Origin of the sequence: Streptococcus infantarius subsp. infantarius ATCC BAA-102 (assembly GCF_000154985.1) — a bacterium.
Taxonomy (GTDB): Bacteria; Bacillota; Bacilli; order Lactobacillales; family Streptococcaceae; genus Streptococcus; species Streptococcus infantarius.
In genome coordinates this window covers 116,543-141,434 of the sequence record NZ_DS572689.1, presented here as the reverse complement: position 1 = coordinate 141,434, position 24,892 = coordinate 116,543, and the positions used below count along the sequence as shown (strand labels likewise).

At 41.9% G+C, this 24,892-nt stretch carries 16 protein-coding genes, 11 tRNA genes and 4 rRNA genes; 30 read left to right on the top strand and 1 reads right to left on the bottom strand.

Annotated features, from left to right (window positions below; translation table 11 throughout):
- Window positions 1-3 precede the first annotated feature (3 nt).
- The 19 genes from rrf (STRINF_RS04125) to STRINF_RS04035 all read left to right on the top strand — a co-directional run bounded on the left by rrf (STRINF_RS04125) (window position 4) and on the right by STRINF_RS04035 (window position 9,099).
- Window positions 4-119 (top strand): 5S ribosomal RNA (gene rrf, locus STRINF_RS04125).
- Between the two features lie 4 nt (window positions 120-123).
- Window positions 124-196: transfer RNA gene (locus STRINF_RS04120), tRNA-Val, on the top strand.
- 24 nt (window positions 197-220) lie between these two features.
- A tRNA-Asp gene (locus STRINF_RS04115) sits at window positions 221-293 on the top strand.
- Between the two features lie 3 nt (window positions 294-296).
- A tRNA-Lys gene (locus STRINF_RS04110) sits at window positions 297-369 on the top strand.
- Window positions 370-378: 9 nt separating this feature from the next.
- Window positions 379-460: transfer RNA gene (locus STRINF_RS04105), tRNA-Leu, on the top strand.
- A 10-nt stretch (window positions 461-470) separates the two neighbouring features.
- Window positions 471-543: transfer RNA gene (locus STRINF_RS04100), tRNA-Thr, on the top strand.
- A gap of 17 nt (window positions 544-560) precedes the next feature.
- Window positions 561-632 (top strand) — tRNA-Gly (locus STRINF_RS04095).
- Between the two features lie 8 nt (window positions 633-640).
- A tRNA-Leu gene (locus tag STRINF_RS04090) sits at window positions 641-726 on the top strand.
- 22 nt (window positions 727-748) lie between these two features.
- Window positions 749-822 (top strand) — tRNA-Arg (locus STRINF_RS04085).
- A 6-nt stretch (window positions 823-828) separates the two neighbouring features.
- Window positions 829-902 (top strand) — tRNA-Pro (locus STRINF_RS04080).
- Between the two features lie 119 nt (window positions 903-1,021).
- A 16S ribosomal RNA gene (locus STRINF_RS04075) occupies window positions 1,022-2,570 on the top strand.
- Between the two features lie 53 nt (window positions 2,571-2,623).
- Window positions 2,624-2,696: transfer RNA gene (locus STRINF_RS04070), tRNA-Ala, on the top strand.
- A gap of 147 nt (window positions 2,697-2,843) precedes the next feature.
- A 23S ribosomal RNA gene (locus STRINF_RS04065) occupies window positions 2,844-5,744 on the top strand.
- An 85-nt stretch (window positions 5,745-5,829) separates the two neighbouring features.
- Window positions 5,830-5,945 (top strand): 5S ribosomal RNA (gene rrf / locus STRINF_RS04060).
- The 16S, 23S and 5S rRNA genes sit together here with 11 tRNA genes alongside, the layout of an rRNA operon.
- A 5-nt stretch (window positions 5,946-5,950) precedes the next feature.
- Window positions 5,951-6,024 (top strand) — tRNA-Asn (locus STRINF_RS04055).
- 184 nt (window positions 6,025-6,208) lie between these two features.
- Complete coding sequence (gene ispE / locus STRINF_RS04050; RefSeq protein WP_006531759.1) at window positions 6,209-7,057, top strand: 4-(cytidine 5'-diphospho)-2-C-methyl-D-erythritol kinase; 849 nt, start codon at window positions 6,209-6,211, stop codon at window positions 7,055-7,057.
- An 80-nt stretch (window positions 7,058-7,137) separates the two neighbouring features.
- Entirely contained in the window at window positions 7,138-7,584 is a 447-nt protein-coding gene (locus STRINF_RS04045) for a zinc-dependent MarR family transcriptional regulator (protein ID WP_006531758.1), read from the top strand.
- Entirely contained in the window at window positions 7,581-8,291 is a 711-nt protein-coding gene (locus STRINF_RS04040) for a metal ABC transporter ATP-binding protein (protein ID WP_006531757.1), read from the top strand. Before STRINF_RS04045 ends, STRINF_RS04040 begins: the two co-directional genes overlap by 4 nt.
- Window positions 8,281-9,099, top strand: coding sequence for a metal ABC transporter permease (locus STRINF_RS04035; RefSeq protein WP_006531756.1), 819 nt, complete (start codon window positions 8,281-8,283; stop codon window positions 9,097-9,099). Before STRINF_RS04040 ends, STRINF_RS04035 begins: the two co-directional genes overlap by 11 nt.
- Window positions 9,100-9,175: 76 nt before the next feature.
- On the opposite strand, the gene tyrS is transcribed toward STRINF_RS04035, so the two are convergent.
- Window positions 9,176-10,432: a tyrosine--tRNA ligase gene (gene tyrS, locus STRINF_RS04030; RefSeq protein ID WP_006531755.1), complete on the bottom strand. Its 1,257-nt coding sequence runs from the start codon at window positions 10,430-10,432 to the stop codon at window positions 9,176-9,178.
- Between the two features lie 161 nt (window positions 10,433-10,593).
- On the opposite strand from tyrS, the gene pbp1b reads away from it, so the two are divergent.
- The 11 genes from pbp1b (at window position 10,594) to comGG (ending at window position 24,848) form a co-directional block, all read left to right on the top strand.
- Complete coding sequence (gene pbp1b / locus STRINF_RS04025) at window positions 10,594-12,915, top strand: penicillin-binding protein PBP1B (protein WP_006531754.1); 2,322 nt, start codon at window positions 10,594-10,596, stop codon at window positions 12,913-12,915.
- Window positions 12,916-13,257: 342 nt separating this feature from the next.
- On the top strand, window positions 13,258-16,827 hold the full coding sequence (gene rpoB, locus STRINF_RS04020; RefSeq protein ID WP_043878325.1) for a DNA-directed RNA polymerase subunit beta: 3,570 nt from the start codon (window positions 13,258-13,260) through the stop codon (window positions 16,825-16,827).
- A gap of 178 nt (window positions 16,828-17,005) precedes the next feature.
- A complete protein-coding gene (gene rpoC / locus STRINF_RS04015) occupies window positions 17,006-20,644 on the top strand; it encodes a DNA-directed RNA polymerase subunit beta' (protein WP_043878324.1) in 3,639 nt (1,212 codons plus the stop codon).
- 155 nt (window positions 20,645-20,799) lie between these two features.
- The gene (locus STRINF_RS04010) at window positions 20,800-21,129 is read left to right on the top strand and encodes a DUF1033 family protein (protein WP_006531751.1); all 330 of its coding nucleotides are present in this window, start codon (window positions 20,800-20,802) and stop codon (window positions 21,127-21,129) included.
- 112 nt (window positions 21,130-21,241) lie between these two features.
- A complete protein-coding gene (gene comGA, locus STRINF_RS04005) occupies window positions 21,242-22,183 on the top strand; it encodes a competence type IV pilus ATPase ComGA (RefSeq protein ID WP_043878331.1) in 942 nt (313 codons plus the stop codon).
- Entirely contained in the window at window positions 22,107-23,150 is a 1,044-nt protein-coding gene (gene comGB, locus STRINF_RS04000; protein ID WP_174221225.1) for a competence type IV pilus assembly protein ComGB, read from the top strand. Before comGA ends, comGB begins: the two co-directional genes overlap by 77 nt.
- On the top strand, window positions 23,150-23,443 hold the full coding sequence (comGC, locus tag STRINF_RS03995) for a competence type IV pilus major pilin ComGC (RefSeq protein ID WP_006531748.1): 294 nt from the start codon (window positions 23,150-23,152) through the stop codon (window positions 23,441-23,443). The genes comGB and comGC overlap by 1 nt, the downstream gene beginning before the upstream one ends.
- Window positions 23,427-23,858: a competence type IV pilus minor pilin ComGD gene (gene comGD, locus STRINF_RS03990; RefSeq protein WP_006531747.1), complete on the top strand. Its 432-nt coding sequence runs from the start codon at window positions 23,427-23,429 to the stop codon at window positions 23,856-23,858. The genes comGC and comGD overlap by 17 nt, the downstream gene beginning before the upstream one ends.
- A complete protein-coding gene (comGE, locus tag STRINF_RS03985; RefSeq protein ID WP_006531746.1) occupies window positions 23,812-24,105 on the top strand; it encodes a competence type IV pilus minor pilin ComGE in 294 nt (97 codons plus the stop codon). Before comGD ends, comGE begins: the two co-directional genes overlap by 47 nt.
- Window positions 24,089-24,526 carry a competence type IV pilus minor pilin ComGF gene (comGF, locus tag STRINF_RS03980; RefSeq protein ID WP_006531745.1) on the top strand — a complete coding sequence of 146 codons (438 nt, stop codon included), beginning with the start codon at window positions 24,089-24,091 and terminating at the stop codon, window positions 24,524-24,526. Before comGE ends, comGF begins: the two co-directional genes overlap by 17 nt.
- Window positions 24,498-24,848, top strand: a complete 351-nt coding sequence (gene comGG / locus STRINF_RS03975; protein ID WP_043878322.1) for a competence type IV pilus minor pilin ComGG — start codon at window positions 24,498-24,500, stop codon at window positions 24,846-24,848. Before comGF ends, comGG begins: the two co-directional genes overlap by 29 nt.
- Window positions 24,849-24,892 lie beyond the last annotated feature (44 nt).

Here is a 24,892-nt window from a genome sequence, read left to right as displayed (position 1 = left end):
TAGTTAAGTGACGATAGCCTAGGAGATACACCGGGTCCCATGCCGAACACAGAAGTTAAGCCCTAGCACGCCTGATGTAGTTGGGGGTTGCCCCCTGTTAGATACGGTAGTCGCTTAGCAAAAGGGAGTTTAGCTCAGCTGGGAGAGCATCTGCCTTACAAGCAGAGGGTCAGCGGTTCGATCCCGTTAACTCCCATTAACAATGGTATATAAACCAAAAGGTCCCGTAGTGTAGCGGTTATCACGTCGCCCTGTCACGGCGAAGATCGCGGGTTCGATTCCCGTCGGGACCGTTTGACTCGTTAGCTCAGTTGGTAGAGCATCTGACTTTTAATCAGAGGGTCACTGGTTCGAGCCCAGTACGGGTCATATTAATATGCGGGTTTGGCGGAATTGGCAGACGCACCAGATTTAGGATCTGGCGCTTAACGGCGTGGGGGTTCAAGTCCCTTAACCCGCATTAAAAAGTTGCCGGCTTAGCTCAGTTGGTAGAGCATCTGATTTGTAATCAGAGGGTCGCGTGTTCAAGTCATGTAGCCGGCATATAGGATACTCTTTATGCGAACGTAGTTCAGTGGTAGAACACCACCTTGCCAAGGTGGGGGTCGCGGGTTCGAACCCCGTCGTTCGCTTGTTAGAGGCCGGGGTGGCGGAACTGGCAGACGCACAGGACTTAAAATCCTGCGAAGGGTAACCTTCGTACCGGTTCGATTCCGGTCCTCGGCAGTATAAAATTTAATATTATGATGCACCCTTGGCTCAACTGGATAGAGTACCTGACTACGAATCAGGCGGTTGCAGGTTCGAATCCTGCAGGGTGCATAATTTCGGGAAGTAGCTCAGCTTGGTAGAGCACTTGGTTTGGGACCAAGGGGTCGCAGGTTCGAATCCTGTCTTCCCGATGTGAATTCTCGAAATTCACAAAGACCTTTGAAAACTGAACAATACAAACCAAACGTGCGGGTTACGGAAGTAACCTGTCAAAAACGATAAATCTGTCAGTGACAGAATGAGAACAAGATTAAATGAGAGTTTGATCCTGGCTCAGGACGAACGCTGGCGGCGTGCCTAATACATGCAAGTAGAACGCTGAAAACTTTAGCTTGCTAAAGTTTGAAGAGTTGCGAACGGGTGAGTAACGCGTAGGTAACCTGCCTACTAGCGGGGGATAACTATTGGAAACGATAGCTAATACCGCATAACAGCATTTAACCCATGTTAGATGCTTGAAAGGAGCAATTGCTTCACTAGTAGATGGACCTGCGTTGTATTAGCTAGTTGGTGAGGTAACGGCTCACCAAGGCGACGATACATAGCCGACCTGAGAGGGTGATCGGCCACACTGGGACTGAGACACGGCCCAGACTCCTACGGGAGGCAGCAGTAGGGAATCTTCGGCAATGGGGGCAACCCTGACCGAGCAACGCCGCGTGAGTGAAGAAGGTTTTCGGATCGTAAAGCTCTGTTGTAAGAGAAGAATGTGTGTGAGAGTGGAAAGTTCACACAGTGACGGTAACTTACCAGAAAGGGACGGCTAACTACGTGCCAGCAGCCGCGGTAATACGTAGGTCCCGAGCGTTGTCCGGATTTATTGGGCGTAAAGCGAGCGCAGGCGGTTTAATAAGTCTGAAGTTAAAGGCAGTGGCTTAACCATTGTTCGCTTTGGAAACTGTTAGACTTGAGTGCAGAAGGGGAGAGTGGAATTCCATGTGTAGCGGTGAAATGCGTAGATATATGGAGGAACACCGGTGGCGAAAGCGGCTCTCTGGTCTGTAACTGACGCTGAGGCTCGAAAGCGTGGGGAGCAAACAGGATTAGATACCCTGGTAGTCCACGCCGTAAACGATGAGTGCTAGGTGTTAGGCCCTTTCCGGGGCTTAGTGCCGCAGCTAACGCATTAAGCACTCCGCCTGGGGAGTACGACCGCAAGGTTGAAACTCAAAGGAATTGACGGGGGCCCGCACAAGCGGTGGAGCATGTGGTTTAATTCGAAGCAACGCGAAGAACCTTACCAGGTCTTGACATCCCGATGCTATTCCTAGAGATAGGAAGTTTCTTCGGAACATCGGTGACAGGTGGTGCATGGTTGTCGTCAGCTCGTGTCGTGAGATGTTGGGTTAAGTCCCGCAACGAGCGCAACCCCTATTGTTAGTTGCCATCATTAAGTTGGGCACTCTAGCGAGACTGCCGGTAATAAACCGGAGGAAGGTGGGGATGACGTCAAATCATCATGCCCCTTATGACCTGGGCTACACACGTGCTACAATGGTTGGTACAACGAGTCGCGAGTCGGTGACGGCAAGCAAATCTCTTAAAGCCAATCTCAGTTCGGATTGTAGGCTGCAACTCGCCTACATGAAGTCGGAATCGCTAGTAATCGCGGATCAGCACGCCGCGGTGAATACGTTCCCGGGCCTTGTACACACCGCCCGTCACACCACGAGAGTTTGTAACACCCGAAGTCGGTGAGGTAACCTTTTAGGAGCCAGCCGCCTAAGGTGGGATAGATGATTGGGGTGAAGTCGTAACAAGGTAGCCGTATCGGAAGGTGCGGCTGGATCACCTCCTTTCTAAGGATAAACGGAAGCACGTTTGGGTATTGTTTAGTTTTGAGAGGTCTTGTGGGGCCTTAGCTCAGCTGGGAGAGCGCCTGCTTTGCACGCAGGAGGTCAGCGGTTCGATCCCGCTAGGCTCCATTGAATCGAAAGATTCAAGTATTGTCCATTGAAAATTGAATATCTATATCAAATTCCATATGTAAGTAATTACATATAGATAGTAACAAGAAAATAAACCGAAACGCTGTGAATATTTAATGAGTTAGGTCGAAAGGCCAAAAATAAGGTTAAGTTAATAAGGGCGCACGGTGGATGCCTTGGCACTAGAAGCCGATGAAGGACGTGACTAACGACGAAATGCTTTGGGGAGCTGTAAGTGAGCAATGATCCAGAGATGTCCGAATGGGGGAACCCGGCATGTAATGCATGTCACTCATTACTGTTAAGGTAATGAAGAGGAAGACGCAGTGAACTGAAACATCTAAGTAGCTGCAGGAAGAGAAAGCAAACGCGATTGCCTTAGTAGCGGCGAGCGAAATGGCAAGAGGGCAAACCGATGTGTTTACACATCGGGGTTGTAGGACTGCGACGTGGGACGACAAGATTATAGAAGAATTACCTGGGAAGGTAAGCCAAAGAGAGTAACAGCCTCGTATTCGAAATAGTCTTTAACCCTAGCAGTATCCTGAGTACGGCGAGACACGAGAAATCTCGTCGGAATCTGGGAGGACCATCTCCTAACCCTAAATACTCTCTAGTGACCGATAGTGAACCAGTACCGTGAGGGAAAGGTGAAAAGCACCCCGGGAGGGGAGTGAAATAGAACCTGAAACCGTGTGCCTACAACAAGTTCGAGCCCGTTAATGGGTGAGAGCGTGCCTTTTGTAGAATGAACCGGCGAGTTACGATATGATGCGAGGTTAAGTTGAAGAGACGGAGCCGTAGGGAAACCGAGTCTTAATAGGGCGCATTAGTATCATGTCGTAGACCCGAAACCATGTGACCTACCCATGAGCAGGGTGAAGGTGAGGTAAAACTCACTGGAGGCCCGAACCAGGGCACGTTGAAAAGTGCTTGGATGACTTGTGGGTAGCGGAGAAATTCCAAACGAACTTGGAGATAGCTGGTTCTCTCCGAAATAGCTTTAGGGCTAGCGTCGATGTTAAGTCTCTTGGAGGTAGAGCACTGTTTGATTGAGGGGTCCATCCCGGATTACCAATATCAGATAAACTCCGAATGCCAATGAGATATAATCGGCAGTCAGACTGCGAGTGCTAAGATCCGTAGTCGAAAGGGAAACAGCCCAGACCACCAGCTAAGGTCCCAAAATATATGTTAAGTGGAAAAGGATGTGGGGTTGCACAGACAACTAGGATGTTAGCTTAGAAGCAGCTATTCATTCAAAGAGTGCGTAATAGCTCACTAGTCGAGTGACCCTGCGCCGAAAATGTACCGGGGCTAAAACATATTACCGAAGCTGTGGATACCTTTATAGGTATGGTAGGAGAGCGTTCTATGTGTGAAGAAGGTGTACCGTGAGGAGCGCTGGAACGCATAGAAGTGAGAATGCCGGTATGAGTAGCGAAAGACAGGTGAGAATCCTGTCCACCGTATGACTAAGGTTTCCAGGGGAAGGCTCGTCCTCCCTGGGTTAGTCGGGACCTAAGGAGAGACCGAAAGGTGTATCCGATGGACAACAGGTTGATATTCCTGTACTAGAGTATATAGTGATGGAGGGACGCAGTAGGCTAACTAAAGCGTGCGATTGGAAGTGCACGTCTAAGCAGTGAGGTGTGATATGAGTCAAATGCTTATATCTTTAACATTGAGCTGTGATGGGGAGCGAAGTTAAGTAGCGAAGTTAGTGATGTCACACTGCCAAGAAAAGCTTCTAGCGTTAATTATACTCTACCCGTACCGCAAACCGACACAGGTAGTCGAGGCGAGTAGCCTCAGGTGAGCGAGAGAACTCTCGTTAAGGAACTCGGCAAAATGGCCCCGTAACTTCGGGAGAAGGGGCGCTGGCTTTAAGTCAGCCGCAGTGAATAGGCCCAAGCAACTGTTTATCAAAAACACAGCTCTCTGCTAAATCGTAAGATGATGTATAGGGGGTGACGCCTGCCCGGTGCTGGAAGGTTAAGAGGAGCGCTTAGCATTAGCGAAGGTGTGAATTGAAGCCCCAGTAAACGGCGGCCGTAACTATAACGGTCCTAAGGTAGCGAAATTCCTTGTCGGGTAAGTTCCGACCCGCACGAAAGGCGTAATGATTTGGGCACTGTCTCAACGAGAGACTCGGTGAAATTTTAGTACCTGTGAAGATGCAGGTTACCCGCGACAGGACGGAAAGACCCCATGGAGCTTTACTGCAGTTTGATATTGAGTATCTGTACCACATGTACAGGATAGGTAGGAGCCTATGAAATCGGGACGCTAGTTTCGGTGGAGGCGTTGTTGGGATACTACCCTTGTGTTATGGCTACTCTAACCTAGATAGGTTATCCCTATCGGAGACAGTGTCTGACGGGCAGTTTGACTGGGGCGGTCGCCTCCTAAAAGGTAACGGAGGCGCCCAAAGGTTCCCTCAGAATGGTTGGAAATCATTCGCAGAGTGTAAAGGTATAAGGGAGCTTGACTGCGAGAGCTACAACTCGAGCAGGGACGAAAGTCGGGCTTAGTGATCCGGTGGTTCCGCATGGAAGGGCCATCGCTCAACGGATAAAAGCTACCCTGGGGATAACAGGCTTATCTCCCCCAAGAGTTCACATCGACGGGGAGGTTTGGCACCTCGATGTCGGCTCGTCGCATCCTGGGGCTGTAGTCGGTCCCAAGGGTTGGGCTGTTCGCCCATTAAAGCGGCACGCGAGCTGGGTTCAGAACGTCGTGAGACAGTTCGGTCCCTATCCGTCGCGGGCGTAGGAAATTTGAGAGGATCTGCTCCTAGTACGAGAGGACCAGAGTGGACTTACCGCTGGTGTACCAGTTGTCTTGCCAAAGGCATCGCTGGGTAGCTATGTAGGGAAGGGATAAACGCTGAAAGCATCTAAGTGTGAAGCCCACCTCAAGATGAGATTTCCCATGATTTTATATCAGTAAGAGCCCTGAGAGATGATCAGGTAGATAGGTTAGAAGTGTAAGTGTGGTGACACATGTAGCGGACTAATACTAATAGCTCGAGGACTTATCCAAAAAAGAAACGAGTCAATATTGACAGCGAGTCGGTTTCTTGTTAGAATATATAGGTATTCAATTTTGATTGGATAATCAATCATAGTTAAGTGACGATAGCCTAGGAGATACACCTGTTCCCATGCCGAACACAGAAGTTAAGCCCTAGCACGCCTGATGTAGTTGGGGGTTGCCCCCTGTTAGATATGGTAGTCGCTTAGCATTTATCCGCCATAGCTCAGTTGGTAGTAGCGCATGACTGTTAATCATGATGTCGTAGGTTCGAGTCCTACTGGCGGAGTTTAAAAGCGGTAGACGGAGAGCAACTCAGATGAGTTGCTTTTTTTGTGCATCAATTTGTAGATATAGTATTTTAAAAATTACTTTCCTGAAAGTATGATGTTTTTCATAGAAGGAGACTATTATGGTGTGTTCTTTTCAGAATATTTGTTATAATAGATGTAATATTTTAAAAGGAATGTTTAATGGTTATTATTGAAAAGGCACCTGCTAAGATTAATTTAGGCTTGGATATTGTTGGGAAAAGGCCTGATGGTTATCATGATTTATCAATGGTTATGGTTAGTGTTGATTTGAATGACTATATCACGGTATCTGAGATTTCTGGCTCAGATATTATTGTTGAGTCTAATAATCACAAGATACCTTTAAATGCTAAAAATGATGTTTTTAAGGCAGCTCAGCTCATTAAGAATAGATATGGCATCAAGTCTGGTGTTAAGATTGAACTGGAGAAAACAATCCCTATCTGTGCTGGTTTGGGTGGCGGGTCAACTGATGCTGCTGCCACTATCAGGGCTTTAAATAAGTTATGGCAACTTGAATTATCTAAAGAAGAAATGATTGAGATTGGCTTTCAAGTGGGGAGTGATGTCCCTTATTGTTTGGGAGCTGGTTGTGCCTGCATTTCTGGTAAGGGTGAGATTGTGGAGTGTTTAAATACTTCTTTATCTGCTTGGGTTGTTTTGGTTAAACCTGATTTTGGGGTTTCAACGCGCACGGTTTTTCCTGAGATTGATTGTGAGACGATTTCTCGTGTTGATATTGATTCTTTAAAGGAAGCTGTTTTAGCTAATGATTACGAACAGATTATTGCTCATATGGGAAATTCTTTAGAGGATATTACCATTAAGCGCAAGCCATTTATCCAAAAGATCAAGGATCGGATGATGAAGTGTGGGGCCGATGCTGCTTTGATGACAGGAAGTGGTCCAACGGTTTTTGGTTTGTGTCGTTCAGAGAAAAAGGCAGACCGTTTGGTTAATAGTATGCGAGGCTTCTGTAAGGAAGTTTACAAAGTTCGAATATTGTGATGAAAGGGAATCAGGTAATTGATTCTTCTTTTTCTTTTTGATATAATTAACTGGTTAATGAAGTGAGAGGAGTGTTGATAATGCAGCTAGAAAAACAAATTGATTGTCTAGTAAATGAAATTTTATTAAAAGCCGAAAATCAGCACGAGTTATTATTTGGTGCTTGTCAAAGCGGTGTCGAATTAACTAATACACAAGAGCATATTTTGATGCTCTTATCGCAAGAGCGATTGACTAATTCAGCCTTGGCAAAACGTTTGAATATTAGCCAAGCAGCGGTTACTAAGGCTATCAAGTGTTTGGTCAAAGAGGGAATGCTTGCGCCTGTGAAAAATAAAGATGACGCTCGTGTAACTTATTTTGAGTTGACTGAGTTTGCTAAACCTGTCGCTGATGAGCACAATCATCACCATCATGCGACATTGTCAGTTTATAAAAAAATGATTGATGATTTTTCAGATGAAGAACAGTCTATCATCTCAAGGTTCTTGACTGCTTTTTCAGATGAGCTAGAAGGGTGTAAATGAGATATATTACAGTAGAAGATTTATCTTTCCAATATGACAGTGAACCTGTCTTGGAAGGGATTAATTACCATTTAGATAGTGGTGAGTTTGTTACTTTAACTGGTGAAAATGGTGCAGCAAAATCAACTTTGGTTAAGGCGACGCTTGGTATTTTGACACCAAAGAGTGGTCAAGTGACAATCTCTAAAACAAATAAAGATGGCAAGAAACTTCGTATTGCCTATTTGCCACAGCAGATTGCTAGTTTTAATGCTGGTTTTCCGTCAACGGTTCATGAATTCGTCCGTTCTGGTCGATACCCTAGAAATGGTTGGTTTTGTCGTTTGACTAAGCATGACGAAGAACACGTTAAGGTTAGTCTAGAATCAGTTGGTATGTGGGAAAATCGTAATAAGCGCATTGGGAGCTTATCTGGAGGTCAAAAACAACGTATTGTGATTGCGCGTATTTTTGCTTCAGATCCTGATATTTTTATTTTAGATGAAGCAACAACTGGTATGGATGCTGGAACAACTGAAAGGTTTTACGAATTGATGCACCACAGTGCACATACACACGGAAAATCTGTTTTGATGATTACACATGATCCAGATAAGGTGAAACGTTATGCTGATCGTAATATTCACCTGGTGCGTAGTCAAAAGACACCTTGGCATTGCTTCGATCTTCATGCTTTAACAAAGAAAGGAGCTAAGGATGCTGACTGAGATTTTTTCATATGATTTTATGCAACGCGCCATTATGGCGGTAGTTGCGATTAGTATTTTCGCTCCGATTTTGGGGATTTTCTTAATTTTACGTCACCAAAGTTTGATGAGTGATACACTTAGCCATGTTTCTTTGGCTGGTGTTTCTCTTGGTATTTTACTTGGAAAATCAACAACTTGGTCAACGGTCATTGTGGTGACGATTGCAGCTGTTGTTTTAGAATATTTGCAGACGGTTTATAAGCACTATATTGAAATTTCTACGGCGATTCTGATGTCGCTTGGTTTAGCGGTTGCCTTGATTGTAACAAGTAAGTCAGAGAATGCTGGTAGTGTGAATTTGGAACAGTATTTATTCGGTTCGATTGTGACGATTAATATGGGTCAAGTCATTGCTTTGTTTGTGATTGCAGTTATTGTTTTGATTTTGACTTTATTATTTATCAGACCGATGTATGTTCTGACATTTGACGAGGAGACAGCTTTTGTTGATGGCTTGCCAGTTCGTTTGATGTCATTGTTGTTCAATATTGTGACTGGGATTGCGATTGCTTTGACGATTCCTGCAGCAGGAGCTTTGCTGGTGTCAACGATTATGGTTTTACCAGCAAGTATCGCAATGAGGCTTGGGAAAAACTTTAGATCAGTGATTTTTATTGGTGTTTTAGTTGGTTTTATTGGTATGGTGACTGGTATTATCACCTCATATTACTGGGAAACACCAGCAAGCGCAACGATTACGATTATCTTTGTGGTAATTTTCCTTTTGGTAAATTTATTTAATGTGGTAAGTCGTCGTAATAGCTAAAAAAGAGAGGAAGTTTCTCTTCTTTTTTGATGGCATAAAAAAATAGATGCTTAGAGCATCTGTTAATGATTTTAAATTAGTAAGTCAATACGAAGTATTTTTTCTTACCGCGGCGGATAACAGTAAGTTCGTTATCGATTTTATCGTCATCAGAAAGTGTGTAGTCCAAATCTTGAACACGTTCACCGTTGATGTAGATAGCACCATTTTGAACGTCTTCACGTGCTTGACGTTTTGATGGTGAGATTTTAGCAGCAACAAGCATTTCAACGATGTTGCGGTTATCATCGTCTGAAACAGCGTAGTTAGGAACGTTGTTTAGACCTTGTTTCAATTCTTTTGCTGAAAGGCTCTTGATGTTTCCAGCGAAAAGTTGTTCAGTGATTTTTATAGCTTCTTTGTAAGCTTCTTCACCGTGAACAAGTGTAACAACTTCACGTGCTAGGACTTTTTGTGCCAAACGTTCGTGACGTGCAGCGTTAAATTCTTTTTCGATTTCAGCGATTTCATCTAGTGAAAGGAATGTGAAGATTTTCAAGAAGCGAACAGCATCATCGTCCATAACGTTGAGCCAGAATTGATACATTTCGTATGGAGATGTTTTGTCAGCATCAAGCCAAACCGCATTTCCTTCAGATTTACCGAATTTTTTACCTGTAGCGTCAGTGATAAGTGGCACTGTCATAACGTGACCAGTTTTATCAGCTTTACGACGAATAAGTTCTGTACCAGCAGTCATATTACCCCATTGGTCAGAACCACCAATTTGCAAAGTAACGTTGTATTTGTCGTTTAATTCGTAGAAGTCGTAACCTTGCATGATTTGGTAGGCAAACTCAGTGTATGAGATACCTGTTTCAATACGTTTTTTAACTGATTCTTTACTCATCATTGCATTGACAGTAAAGTATTTACCGACATCACGTAGGAAGTCGATGAAGCTAATGTTACCAAACCAGTCATAGTTGTTAACCATAACGGCTTTGTTGTCGCCATTTTCGAAATCAAGGAAACGTGACAATTGATTTTGAATTTTAACAACCCATCCATCAACAGTTTCTTTTGTTTGAAGACTGCGTTCAGCGTCTTTAAATGATGGGTCACCGATAAGTCCTGTAGCTCCTCCAACAAGAGCATATGGTTTATGTCCTGCCATTTGAAGGCGACGTGATGTTAGAATGGCAACCAAGTGACCAAGGTGAAGACTATCAGCTGTAGGATCATAACCAGTATAATAGGATACTTGCCCTTCTGTTAATGCTTTGACAAGGGCTTCTTCATCAGTTGTTTGAAAAACTAAGCCACGTTCTTTGAGTTCTTCGAATATGTTCACGAGCTTTCTCCTTACTTAAAATTTTGAGGGTGATATTTGTGTCTTCTAGCTGGGCTAGATTTTCCCTCAATGATATTGTAGTTTACAGGCTATTATATCAAAAAGCGGTGCCTCTATGCAAGCTTTATCAAAGTTTGGTATAATATTATCGAGGTATTAGAATGAGTAAGAGAAATAAAAATAAGAAAAAAGCAGATCGTCAGAAGCTTGGCTTACTAGATTTTGGATCAGTCTTTTTGAGGACAGTTAAGTTATTAACCGACTTTTTTTATATTATTGTTATCTTGTTTGGCATGTTGGGAGTCGGTCTAGCTTCTGGTTATCTTGCTAGTCAGATAGATGCAGTTAAAATCCCTGATAAGGAGAGCTTGGTCAGTCAGGTGACATCTTTGACGCGCGTGTCACAGATGTCTTATTCTGATGGCAGTTCGATTGCTGCCATTGATACGGACTTGCTACGTACACCAGTTGCTAGCGAAGCTATTTCAGAAAATATCAAACATGCCATTGTAGCAACTGAGGATGAAAATTTTGAAGGGCATGATGGTGTGGTTCCTAAGGCGGTTTTCCGTGCGACTTTGGGATCTGTTCTTGGCCTAGGTGAAACTAGTGGTGGGTCAACGTTGACGCAACAGTTAATCAAGCAACAGGTACTAGGTGATGATCCAACCTTCAAACGTAAATCACGTGAGATTATCTATGCGTTGGCTTTGGAACGTTATTTGAATAAAGATGAGATTTTGACTGATTACCTGAATGTGTCACCTTTTGGACGTAACAATAAGGGTGAAAATATTGCTGGGATTGAAGAGGCTGCTCAAGGAATCTTTGGGGTGCCTGCAAGTGATTTGACGATTCCACAAGCTGCATTTTTAGCTGGTTTGCCACAAAGTCCGATTGTATATTCTCCATATACAGCAGCTGGTCAGCTAAAAGATGCTGAGAATATGGCTTATGGTCTTTCTCGTCAACAAGATGTTCTTTACAACATGTATCGCGCAGGCTATTTGACAAAAGATGAGTACAATGAGTATAAGTCATACGATGTTAGTCAAGACTTTATTCAACCAGCATCTGCAACAACAAGTTCTCACGATTTCCTTTACTATTCTGTCCTAGAAGAAGCACAAGATATCATGTATAATTACTTGATTGAGAAAAATGGTGTTTCTGAACAAGAATTAAAAAACGATACAACGAAAGAATCTTACCGTAAATTAGCTTCTGAAACTTTGCAACAAGGTGGCTACACGGTCAAGACAACAATTGATAAGAATGTCTACAATGCCATGCAAAACGCAGTAGCACAGTATGGTAGCACACTGGATCAAGGAAGTTCTCAACAAGTCGATGTTGGGAATGTCTTGATGGATAATTCTACTGGTGCGATTTTAGGATTTATCGGTGGCAGGGATTATTCAACCAACCAAAATAACCACGCTTTTGATACTGCGCGCTCACCAGGTTCAAGTATCAAACCGATTATCGCTTACGGTATTGCCATTGATCAAGGGCTTCTTGGCAGTGCAAGTATTCTTTCTAATTACCCAACGAATTTCTCAAGTGGTCAACCAATCATGCACGGTAACGACGTGGGAACTGGCATGATTAACCTTCAAGAAGCACTTAATATATCATGGAATATTCCAGCTTATTGGACTTATCAGATGTTGCTCAATCACAATGTTGATGTTGAGTCTTACATGAAGAAGATGAATTATAGCGTTGATAATTACGCGATTGAAAGTCTGCCTTTAGGTGGTGGTATTGAAACAACCGTTCTTCAACAGGTAAATGCTTATCAAATGATTTCAAACGGTGGTGTTTACATGAAAGGATACTTGGTTGATAGCATCACTGATAATAAAGGTAATGTCATTTACCAACACAAGGCAAATCCAGTTCGTGTCTTCTCAGAAGCAACAGCTAGTATTTTGAACCAGTTATTGAAAGATGTTGTTAAAGGTGGCGCAACTACTGAGTTCTACAAAGATTTACAAGCTTTGAATGGTCAAGCAGCGCAAGCAGATTGGTCAGGAAAAACAGGTACAACCGACAATTATACGGATGTTTGGTTGATGCTTTCAACACCAAAAGTAACTTTAGGTGGTTGGGTAGGTAACGATGATAATACCTCTCTAGACTCAATGGCTGGTTACAAATACAACGCTCAGTATATGGCTGATTTGGTTAATAGCATTTATAATGCTAATGCGAATACATTTGGAACAGACAAATACAACTTATCTTCAAATGTGATTAAGTCAACGGTTCTAAAAGTAACTGGTTTGCAGCCTGGTACGGTAACGGTAAATGGTCGCTCGCTTAATGTTAGCGGCGAGACAACAACAAGTTATTGGGCTAAGACTGGCGCTGGTAATATGACCTATAAATTTGCTATCGGTGGAACAGATAGTGACTACACGAAAGCATGGGACGCATTGCTTCATAATCCGGCAATTAAAACCAACAGCAGTAACTAAAAATACTTGCAAAAATTGAAAAAATAAGGTATAATATTAACAACTATTTGTCGTCTGCTTTAGTTGAAATATTGTCCAACTAAGGTTTGCAGCAGTTAAATCACACTTTTTATGGTCAGATTTAGCTGCTCTTTTTGTGCCTAATTTTAGAAAAAATGCGGTTTGTAACCTATATTTAAAGTTTCTAAAAATTCACATCAACGACACACTTGGCGGGGTGTTTTAAGCATCCTAACTATAAAGGTCAAAACGAAAAAGTAATGATTGTTCTCGTCGTATGAAGAGAATTGTGGTTATGATGGAGTTTATAGACCTCTGTATTTTAATGAAGGAGTAAAAAACTTGGCAGGACATGAAGTTCAGTACGGGAAACACCGTACACGTCGTAGCTTTTCAAGAATCAAGGAAGTTCTTGATTTACCTAACTTGATTGAAATTCAAACGGATTCTTTTAAAGACTTCTTGGATAACGGATTAAGAGAAGTTTTTGAAGATGTACTTCCAATTACAAACTTTACGGATACTATGGAACTTGAATTTGTTGGTTATGAATTGAAAGAGCCTAAGTATACGCTTGAAGAAGCTCGTATCCACGATGCATCTTACTCAGCACCTATTTTTGTAACCTTCCGTTTGATTAACAAAGAAACAGGAGAAATCAAAACTCAAGAGGTTTTCTTCGGTGATTTCCCAATTATGACTGAAATGGGTACATTCATCATCAATGGTGGTGAACGTATTATCGTTTCTCAGCTGGTTCGTTCTCCTGGTGTTTATTTCAACGATAAAGTTGATAAAAACGGTAAAGTTGGTTACGGTTCAACTGTAATCCCTAACCGTGGAGCATGGCTTGAATTAGAAACAGATTCAAAAGACATTGCTTACACACGTATCGACCGTACACGTAAAATTCCATTTACAACACTTGTACGTGCTCTTGGTTTCTCAGGTGATGATGAAATCATGGATATCTTTGGTGACAGCGAACTTGTTCGTAACACTATCGAAAAAGATATTCACAAAAACCCAGCAGATTCACGTACTGACGAAGCACTTAAAGAAATTTACGAACGTCTTCGTCCAGGTGAACCAAAAACAGCTGATAGCTCACGTAGCTTGCTTGTAGCTCGTTTCTTTGACCCACGTCGTTATGACTTGGCAGCTGTTGGTCGTTACAAAATCAACAAAAAACTTAACATCAAGACTCGTCTCTTGAACCAAACAATTGCTGAAAACTTGGTTGATGCTGAAACTGGTGAAATCCTTGTTGAAGCTGGTACAGTAATGACACGTGATGTTATCGATTCAATTGCTGATCAATTGGATGGTGACCTTAACAAATTTGTTTACACACCAAATGATTACGCTGTTGTCACTGAACCTGTTGTTCTTCAAAAATTCAAAGTTATATCACCAGTTGATCCAGATCGCGTTGTTACAATCGTTGGTAATGCAAATCCTGATGACAAAGCACGTGCGCTTACACCAGCTGATATCTTGGCTGAAATGTCATACTTCCTTAACCTTGCTGAAGGTCTAGGTAAAGTTGATGATATCGACCACCTTGGTAATCGTCGTATTCGTGCCGTTGGTGAATTGCTTGCTAACCAATTCCGTATTGGTCTTGCTCGTATGGAACGTAACGTTCGCGAACGTATGTCAGTACAAGATAATGAAGTGTTGACACCACAACAAATCATCAACATCCGTCCTGTAACTGCAGCCGTTAAAGAATTCTTTGGTTCTTCTCAATTGTCACAGTTCATGGACCAACACAACCCACTTTCTGAGTTGTCTCACAAACGTCGTTTGTCAGCCTTAGGACCTGGTGGTTTGACTCGTGACCGTGCTGGTTATGAAGTTCGTGACGTGCACTACACTCACTATGGTCGTATGTGTCCGATTGAAACTCCTGAAGGACCTAACATCGGTTTGATCAATAACTTGTCTACATACGGACACCTTAACAAATATGGTTTCATCCAAACACCATATCGTAAAGTTGACCGCGCTACAGGTGTGGTTACAAACGAAATCGTTTGGTTGACTGCCGATGAAGAAGATGAATACACAGTAGCACAGGCTAACTCAAAACTTAACGAAGATGGAACATTTGCTGAAGACATCGTTATGGGTCGTCACCAAGGTAATAACCAAGAGTTCCCATCAAACATCGTTGACTTCGTTGACGTTTCACCTAAACAAGTAGTTGCCGTTGCGACAGCATGTATTCCTTTCCTTGAAAACGATGACTCTAACCGTGCCCTTATGGGTGCCAACATGCAACGTCAAGCGGTGCCATTGATTGATCCACACGCACCATATGTTGGTACTGGTATGGAATATCAAGCAGCCCACGATTCAGGTGCTGCCGTCATCGCTAAACACGATGGACGAGTTGTTTTCTCTGACGCTGAAAAAGTTGAAGTTCGTCGTGAAGATGGTTCACTTGATGTTTACCACATCACTAAATTCCGTCGTTCTAACTCAGGTACAGCTTATAACCAACACACACTTGTTAAAGTTGGCGATATCGTTGAAAAAGGTGACTTCATCGCTGATGGTCCTTCAATGGAAAAAGGTGAAATGGCCCTTGGTCAAAACCCAATCGTCGCTTACATGACTTGGGATGGTTATAACTATGAAGATGCCATCATCTTGAGTGAACGTCTTGTTAAAGAAGATGTTTACACATCAGTTCACTTGGAAGAATTTGAATCAGAAACACGCGATACTAAGTTAGGCCCTGAAGAAATCACTCGCGAAATTCCAAACGTTGGTGAAGAAGCTCTTAAAGACCTTGACGAAATGGGTATCATCCGTATTGGTGCTGAAGTTAAGGAAGGTGACATCCTTGTAGGTAAAGTAACACCTAAAGGTGAAAAAGACCTTTCTGCTGAAGAACGTCTTCTTCACGCAATCTTCGGTGATAAATCTCGTGAAGTTCGTGATACATCACTTCGTGTACCACACGGTGGAGATGGTGTCGTTCGTGACGTTAAAATCTTTACACGTGCAAACGGTGATGAATTGCAATCAGGTGTTAACATGCTCGTTCGTGTTTACATCGCACAAAAACGTAAAATCAAAGTCGGAGATAAAATGGCCGGTCGTCACGGTAACAAAGGGGTTGTTTCTCGTGTTGTTCCAGTTGAAGACATGCCTTACCTTCCAGACGGAACTCCAGTCGATATCATGTTGAACCCACTTGGGGTGCCATCTCGTATGAACATCGGACAAGTTATGGAACTTCACCTTGGTATGGCTGCTCGTAACCTTGGTATCCACATTGCAACACCGGTCTTCGACGGGGCAACTTCAGAAGATCTTTGGGATACTGTTAACGAAGCTGGTATGGCCAGCGACGCTAAGACAGTTCTTTACGATGGACGTACTGGTGAACCATTTGATAACCGTGTGTCAGTTGGTGTCATGTACATGATCAAACTTCACCACATGGTTGATGATAAACTTCACGCACGTTCAGTTGGTCCTTACTCACTTGTTACACAACAACCTCTTGGTGGTAAAGCACAATTTGGTGGACAACGTTTCGGTGAAATGGAAGTTTGGGCTTTGGAAGCTTACGGTGCATCAAACGTCCTTCAAGAAATCTTGACTTACAAGTCAGATGATGTGACTGGTCGTCTTAAAGCTTATGAAGCCATCACTAAAGGTAAACCAATTCCAAAACCAGGTGTGCCAGAATCATTCCGAGTACTTGTTAAAGAATTGCAATCACTTGGTCTTGACATGCGCGTGCTTGACGAAGATGACAACGAAGTTGAACTTCGTGACCTTGATGAAGGTGAAGATGACGACGTAATGCACGTTGATGATCTTGAAAAAGCTCGTCAAAAACAAGAAACAGAAGAAGCTGAAAAAGCTGAAGTTTCTGCAGAAGAAAAATAATAATAGGAAAGAATAATTTGGGCATAAGAGTTGCAAGTAAATTTTGCTTCTCTTAGTCGGATTGTTTGGATAAGTCCTATAACGATAAATGATGTCTTACAGTCAATGATTTGTAAATCATGACAGTTAGAAAGTAGCTCAGCTATTTTCAAAAGTACAATAAAGAAAGGTAAAACTAGTGGTTGACGTAAATCGTTTTAAAAGTATGCAAATCACATTAACCTCACCAAGTAAGGTCCGTTCATGGTCTTATGGTGAAGTTAAAAAACCTGAAACAATCAACTATCGTACGCTCAAACCAGAACGTGAAGGTCTTTTTGATGAAGTTATCTTCGGACCTACAAAAGACTGGGAATGTGCTTGTGGTAAATATAAACGTATTCGTTATAAAGGAATTGTTTGTGACCGCTGTGGTGTTGAAGTAACACGTGCTAAAGTTCGTCGTGAACGTATGGGTCACATCGAATTGAAAGCTCCAGTATCACACATTTGGTACTTCAAAGGTATTCCATCACGTATGGGACTTACTTTGGACATGAGCCCACGTGCACTTGAAGAAGTTATCTACTTCGCTGCTTACGTGGTTATCGATCCAAAAGATACTCCGCTTGAACCAAAATCACTTTTGACAGAACGCGAATACCGTGAAAAAATCCAAGAATATGGACAAGGTTCATTCGTAGCGAAAATGGGTGCGGAAGCTATCCAAGATCTTCTTAAACGCGTTGATTTGAAATCTGAAATCGCTGAACTTAAAGAAGAATTGAAAACAGCAACTGGCCAAAAACGTATCAAAGCTGTTCGTCGTTTGGATGTTCTTGATGCCTTCTACAAGTCTGGTAACAAACCAGAATGGATGGTACTTAACATCTTGCCAGTTATTCCACCAGATCTTCGTCCAATGGTTCAATTGGATGGTGGACGTTTTGCTGCATCTGACTTAAACGACCTTTACCGTCGTGTTATCAACCGTAACAACCGTTTGGCTCGTTTGCTTGAATTGAATGCCCCTGGTATCATCGTGCAAAACGAAAAACGTATGTTGCAAGAAGCTGTTGATGCACTTATCGATAACGGTCGTCGTGGTCGTCCAATTACAGGTCCTGGTAGCCGTCCTCTTAAATCTTTGAGCCACATGCTTAAAGGTAAACAAGGTCGTTTCCGTCAAAACTTGCTTGGTAAACGTGTTGACTTCTCTGGACGTTCAGTTATCGCCGTAGGTCCAACACTTAAAATGTATCAATGTGGTGTGCCACGTGAAATGGCTATCGAATTGTTCAAACCATTTGTAATGCGTGAAATCGTTGCTCGTGATTACGCTGGTAACGTTAAAGCAGCTAAACGTATGGTTGAACGTGGAGATGAACGTATTTGGGATATTCTTGAAGATGTTATTAAAGAACACCCAGTACTTCTTAACCGCGCACCGACTCTTCACCGTTTGGGGATCCAAGCCTTTGAACCAGTCCTTATCGATGGTAAAGCACTTCGTCTTCACCCACTTGTTTGTGAAGCCTATAATGCCGACTTCGATGGTGACCAAATGGCCATCCACGTACCACTTTCTGAAGAAGCTCAAGCAGAAGCACGTCTTCTTATGCTTGCCGCAGAACACATCCTTAACCCTAAAGATGGTAAACCAGTCGTAACTCCATCTCAAGATATGGTTCTTGGTAACTACTACCTAACTATGGAAGAACCAGGTCGTGAAGGTGAAGGAATGGTCTTCAAAGACCGTGATGAAGCAGTTATGGCATACCGCAATGGTTATGTTCACTTGCACACACGTGTTGGTATTACAGTTGATAGCATGCCAAACAAACCATGGACTGATGAACAAAAACACAAAATCATGGTTACAACTGTTGGTAAGATCCTCTTTAATGACATCATGCCTGATGATCTACCTTACCTTCAAGAACCAAACAATGCTAACTTGACTGAAAAAACTCCAGATAAATACTTCTTGGCACCTGGTCAAGATATCCACACTGTTATCGACAGCTTGGACATCAACGTTCCATTCAAGAAGAAAAATCTTGGTAACATTATCGCGGAAATCTTTAAACGTTTCCGTACAACAGAAACATCAGCCTTCCTTGACCGCTTGAAAGACCTTGGTTACTACCATTCAACTCTTGCTGGTTTGACAGTGGGTATCGCCGATATCCCAGTTATCGATAACAAACAAGAAATTATCGATGCAGCCCACACGAAAGTTGAACAAATTAACAAAGCCTTCCGTCGTGGTTTGATGACTGATGATGATCGTTATGTTGCTGTTACAACAACATGGCGTGAAGCTAAAGAAGAACTTGAACAACGTCTGATTGAAACACAAGATCCTAAGAACCCTATCGTTATGATGATGGACTCAGGAGCTCGTGGTAACATCTCTAACTTCTCACAACTTGCCGGTATGCGTGGTTTGATGGCTGCTCCGAACGGACGTATCATGGAATTGCCTATCTTGTCTAACTTCCGTGAAGGTTTGTCTGTCTTGGAAATGTTCTTCTCAACTCACGGTGCTCGTAAAGGTATGACCGATACAGCCCTTAAGACTGCCGACTCTGGTTACCTTACTCGTCGTTTGGTTGACGTTGCCCAAGACGTTATCATTCGTGAAGACGATTGTGGAACTGACCGTGGTCTTGTCATCCGTGCTATCACTGATGGTAAAGAAGTTACAGAAACTCTTGAAGAACGTCTTGTTGGTCGTTATACTAAGAAATCTGTTAAACACCCTGAAACTGGTGAAGTTATCGTTGGTGCTGATGTATTGATTACTGAAGATATGGCAGCTGAAATTGTTAAAGCTGGTGTTGAAGAAGTAACAATCCGTTCAGTATTTACATGTAACACTCGTCATGGTGTATGTCGTCACTGTTATGGTGTCAACCTTGCTACAGGTGATGCGGTTGAAGTTGGTGAAGCAGTTGGTACAATTGCCGCTCAATCTATCGGTGAACCTGGTACTCAGCTTACAATGCGTACCTTCCACACGGGTGGTGTTGCGTCAAATACCGATATCACACAAGGTCTTCCTCGTATCCAAGAAATCTTTGAAGCTCGTAACCCTAAAGGGGAAGCAGTTATCACTGAAGTTAAAGGTACTGTTGTTGACATCGAAGAAGATGCTTCTACACGTACTAAGAAAGTTTACGTTCAAGGTAAGACTGGTATGGGTGAATACGTGGTACCATTCACAGCTCGTATGAAAGTAGCTGTTGGTGACGAAGTTCACCGTGGTGCACCACTTACTGAAGGTTCTATCCAACCTAAACGTCTCCTTGAAGTTCGTGATACATTATCAGTTGAAACTTACCTTCTTGCCGAAGTACAAAAAGTATACCGTAGCCAAGGGGTAGAAATCGGTGATAAACACGTCGAAGTAATGGTTCGTCAAATGCTTCGTAAAGTTCGTATCATGGATCCAGGTGATACAGATCTTCTTCCAGGTACACTTATGGATATCGCAGACTTCACAGATGCTAACAAGGATGTTGTTATCTCTGGTGGTATTCCTGCAACTGCACGTCCAGTACTTATGGGTATTACTAAAGCTTCGCTTGAAACTAACTCATTCTTGTCAGCTGCATCATTCCAAGAAACAACTCGTGTTCTTACAGATGCTGCTATCCGTGGTAAAAAAGATCACCTTCTTGGTCTTAAAGAAAATGTTATCATCGGTAAAATCATTCCAGCTGGTACAGGTATGGCACGTTACCGTAACCTTGAACCACAAGCTGTTAATGAACTTGAAACAAGTGAAGAAGCTGAAACAGTTGAAGCATCTGCATCAACAGATGCTGAATAATCTGATTTCACATTTGAGTTTAATAAATGAAAAGGCCTGAGTTTATCTCAGGCCTTTTTGTTAAGTTTTTTTATATTATAATGATTATAAATAAGCAAATATATTTTAAATTAGCTTTAATTCTTATATAATAAAGACCATAAGGAAGTGAAAAAATGTATCAAGTAATCAAAATGTTTGGGGACTGGGAACCCTGGTGGTTTTTGGATGATTGGCAGGATGATATTATAGAAGAACAAACTTTTGAATACTTTGAAGAAGCTTTGTCATTTTACAAATCAGAATGGCAATCGTTAAGAATGAATCTGCCGAGCTGTAAGTGTCATGATAATTTTCAAGCTGCTTTCTGGGATCAAACCGAGAAACGCTGGTGTGAAAATTGTGGTGATTATTTGCAGCAATATCATTCTCTTTTAATCTTAAAGGATGGGCAAGAATTGACTAAAGAGCATTTTGCTTATCATTTTAATGTTCGAAATGACTAACCAAGCCCCAGGCCTCAAAATTGCAAATTTAAACCTTAATCATGGAAGTTTTTTCCATGGTTTTTTTTCTTTTTTTGAGATTTTTTACGAATATAAAAGTGAGGAGGTCAACATGATTCAGGAAAAAGCAAAGCAGCTGATCAAGGATGCTGTTGAAAAGAATGCGCAAGATATTTACATTGTTCCTAAGAAGGAGCACTATGAAATTTATCAAAGTGTTGGTGATGAACGTCAGTTTATTCAGGAACTTGCTAGTGATGAGATGACAAGTGTGATTAGTCACTTTAAATTTGTGGCTGGGATGAATGTTGGTGAGAAACGTCGTAGTCAGCTAGGCTCTTGTGATTATGAATTTGCTGAGGGTGAAGAGATTTCACTGCGTTTATCCACTGTTGGAGATTATCGAGGGCGTGAGAGCCTGGTCATTAGACTTCTTTATTCAGGACGTCATGATTTGCAATATTGGTTTGATGGGATGAAGAATATTTTAGAGGCGATTGATAGTCGAGGTCTTTATCTTTTTTCCGGGCCGGTAGGGAGTGGAAAGACCACTCTCATGTATCAATTGGTTCGTGAAAAGTTCCCTGATAAGCAGGTCATTACGATAGAAGACCCTGTTGAGATTAAGCAGGACAATATGTTGCAGCTGCAACTTAATGATGAGATTGGCATGACTTATGATAATCTTATCAAGCTCTCGCTTCGTCATAGACCTGATATTTTGATTATTGGTGAGATTCGTGATAGTGAGACAGCGCGTGCGGTTATTAGAGCTAGTCTGACAGGTGTGCTCGTCTTTTCAACCATTCATGCAAAAAGTATTCCAGGTGTTTATGCTAGGTTATTAGAACTGGGTGTTAGTAGGCAAGAACTTGAAAATAGTTTACGAGCTATCATTTATCAGCGATTAATTGGCGGTGGAGGTGTTGTGGATTTTGCTAAAGGAGATTTTGAACAGTATCCCCCAACAAGGTGGAATGAGCAAATTGAAAGCCTTGCTAGGGACGGACATATTAGCCTTGAGGAAGCAAAAATCGAAAAAATTGCCCTTTAAAAAACAGCAGAAGGTGATTCAATTATTTAACAATCTCTTTAACAGTGGCTTTAATTTAACAGAAATTGTTTCTTTTTTGAGACGAAGTCAATTGTTGGCAGAAGTTTATGTGGATAGTATGCAAGAATCTTTGCTAAGCGGGGTAAGATTGGCAGATATGATGGCTAAATTAGGCTTTTCAGATACAATTGTCACTCAGATTGCTCTTGCGGATGTTCATGGTAATTGTCAGCAGAGTTTGTTAAAAATTGATGGCTACTTGGCCAGTATGTCAGTTGTTCGAAAGAAATTGATTGAAGTGGCGACTTATCCTTTGATTTTGCTCAGCTTTTTAATTCTGATTATGTTGGGCTTGAAAAATTATTTGCTGCCGCAGTTGGAAAATCAAAATTTTGCGACTCAGATTATCAGCCATTTTCCTATGATTTTTTTAGGTGGCTTTGCTCTTTTAGCTTTAGGAATTCTGCTTGGGGTTCTGTATGCCAAGCGCTTATCGCCAATTTATCTGTATAGTCAGTTGAGTCGTTTGCCAATCTTTGGGCGGTACGTGCGTTTTTATTTGACCGCCTATTATGCGCGTGAGTGGGGAAATCTTATCGGGCAAGGCATTGAGCTTATGGAGATTGTAGAGCTCATGCAGCGGCAAAAATCACGCCTTTTTCAGGAAATTGGAAAAGACATGCAGGAAGCTTTATTGTCAGGTCAATCTTTTCATCAGAAAGTGCTGGATTACCCTTTCTTTTTGCGTGAACTTAGCTTAATGATTGAATACGGCGAGGTTAAGTCAAAATTAGGTCGTGAGTTAGATATTTATGCCGAAGAGACTTGGCAGAATTTCTTTAGTCAATTGACACAGGCAACGCAGCTGATTCAGCCTTTGGTCTTTGTCTTTGTTGCTTTAATCATCGTTTTAATTTATGTGGCAATGCTTTTGCCAATGTATCAAAATATGGGAGGAAATTTTTAATGAAAAAAATTTGGAAAAAACTATGTAAAAAGTCTGTGGAAGCTTTCACACTTGTGGAGATGTTGATTGTTTTGCTAATCATTGGTGTATTAATGCTTTTATTTGTGCCAAATTTGAGTAAGCAAAAGGATGTTGTGCATGAAAAAGGAGATGCTGCTGTTGTGAAAGTTGTCGACAGTCAGATGGACCTTTATGAAGTGAAGACAGGCGATAAGGCAAGTGTTGATGATTTAGTAGACGTTGGCTACATTACGAAAGAGCAAGCCAAAACCTATAATGAAGCTAAAAAATAAAACTCTTCGCGCCTTTACCCTCATCGAAAGTTTGCTGACCTTAGTAATTTCTTGTTTCATGGTCATCATGCTATCAGGTTCGGTCAATCATATTTTTCAATCGGTCGATGAAACTCTGTTCTTTCTTTCCTTTGAAAATCTTTATCGTGACACACAAAAATTGGCCAGTATTAAGCAGGAAAGTCAAACTTTGCAGATATCGCAAGATGCGATTTCAAATGGGATCACTAGTGTTAAGATTCCCAAAACTGTATCGGTTGACAAGAATTATCAGCTCGTTTTTGATAAAGATGGGGGCAATTCGTCTCTTGCTAAGATACAGTTTCATACAGAAACCCAGGCAATCGATTATCAATTGTACATAGGAAGTGGTAACTATAAAAAAACAGAAACTAAAAGCGTATATACTCCTTGAGGGGTTGGTAGCACTAGCTTTATTAGCAACGATAACCAGTCTGATCTTAGGAGAAATGGACCGTAGTCGCACTCAAATGCAAGAGAGTTTGCATCAGCAAGAGGTACTTAATGTAGCGACCATGGCCGCTCAAATAGGACAAGACCATTTGGCTATTAATGGGGTTGAGGTGCGTATGGTTAAGCATGATAATGAGATTTCCATTTATGATGGTCAAAATGAGGTTTTACATGCCAAAAAAAACTAGACTAAAAGCTTTTACCCTTTTAGAGAGCTTAGTGGCTTTGCTGGTTATCTCAGGTTCCATATTGGTTTATCAAGGATCGACTCAAAGCATTTCAAGTAATATCCATTATTTATCGGTTAATCAAGAGGAAAAATGGTTGCTCTTTTCTCAGCAGCTGCGTTCTGAGCTTGCTGGTTGTCAGTTGGATAAAGTTGCTGACAACAAACTCTATGTTAGTAAAGGTAATCAGCAATTGGCTTATGGCTTGTCTAAGGCTGATGATTTTCGAAAAACAAATGCCTCAGGTCAGGGGTATCAGCCCATGCTCTTTGGAGTGACGTCATCAAGCATTAGTCAGGATGGCAATAAGGTGATGATTAAATTGCAATTAGGCAGTGATATGGAGAGATGTTTTGTTTACACTTTTGAGACGACAAGTTAAAGCGGGAATTTTATTATATGCTTTACTGATGGCGGCTATCTTTGCCCTGCTTTTGCAATTTTATTTGGGGCGCGTGGTTGCAAGTGAGCGTCAGCATCAAGCTCAGATAAAATCAGCCCAAGCTTACCTGATGGCAGAAATGAGTAAAGACTTGGCTGATGAGGAATCAGGACAATGCCAATTTGATAAAGGAACAGTAAGTTATCACTACAAAGACAAACTCTTAGTAGAGACCGTTATGTTAGATAGCAAAGAGGAGTTTCAATACACGTTTTATCTTCCTAAGAAAGAAAAACAAGCACTTGAAAAAGAAAGTCACTAGTGCTTTCTTTTCATTTTCAAGGTTTTTTGATATGATTAGTCTTG

What these genes read in the sequence shown, in the direction of transcription:
- ispE (WP_006531759.1), top strand. Translation starts at nt 6,209, where the DNA reads ATGGTTATTATTGAAAAGGCACCTGCTAAGATTAATTTAGGCTTGGAT.
- STRINF_RS04045 (WP_006531758.1), top strand. Translation starts at nt 7,138, where the DNA reads ATGCAGCTAGAAAAACAAATTGATTGTCTAGTAAATGAAATTTTATTA.
- STRINF_RS04040 (WP_006531757.1), top strand. Translation starts at nt 7,581, where the DNA reads ATGAGATATATTACAGTAGAAGATTTATCTTTCCAATATGACAGTGAA.
- STRINF_RS04035 (WP_006531756.1), top strand. Translation starts at nt 8,281, where the DNA reads ATGCTGACTGAGATTTTTTCATATGATTTTATGCAACGCGCCATTATG.
- pbp1b (WP_006531754.1), top strand. Translation starts at nt 10,594, where the DNA reads ATGAGTAAGAGAAATAAAAATAAGAAAAAAGCAGATCGTCAGAAGCTT.
- STRINF_RS04010 (WP_006531751.1), top strand. Translation starts at nt 20,800, where the DNA reads ATGTATCAAGTAATCAAAATGTTTGGGGACTGGGAACCCTGGTGGTTT.
- comGA (WP_043878331.1), top strand. Translation starts at nt 21,242, where the DNA reads ATGATTCAGGAAAAAGCAAAGCAGCTGATCAAGGATGCTGTTGAAAAG.
- comGB (WP_174221225.1), top strand. Translation starts at nt 22,107, where the DNA reads ATGAGCAAATTGAAAGCCTTGCTAGGGACGGACATATTAGCCTTGAGG.
- comGC (WP_006531748.1), top strand. Translation starts at nt 23,150, where the DNA reads ATGAAAAAAATTTGGAAAAAACTATGTAAAAAGTCTGTGGAAGCTTTC.
- comGD (WP_006531747.1), top strand. Translation starts at nt 23,427, where the DNA reads ATGAAGCTAAAAAATAAAACTCTTCGCGCCTTTACCCTCATCGAAAGT.
- comGF (WP_006531745.1), top strand. Translation starts at nt 24,089, where the DNA reads ATGCCAAAAAAAACTAGACTAAAAGCTTTTACCCTTTTAGAGAGCTTA.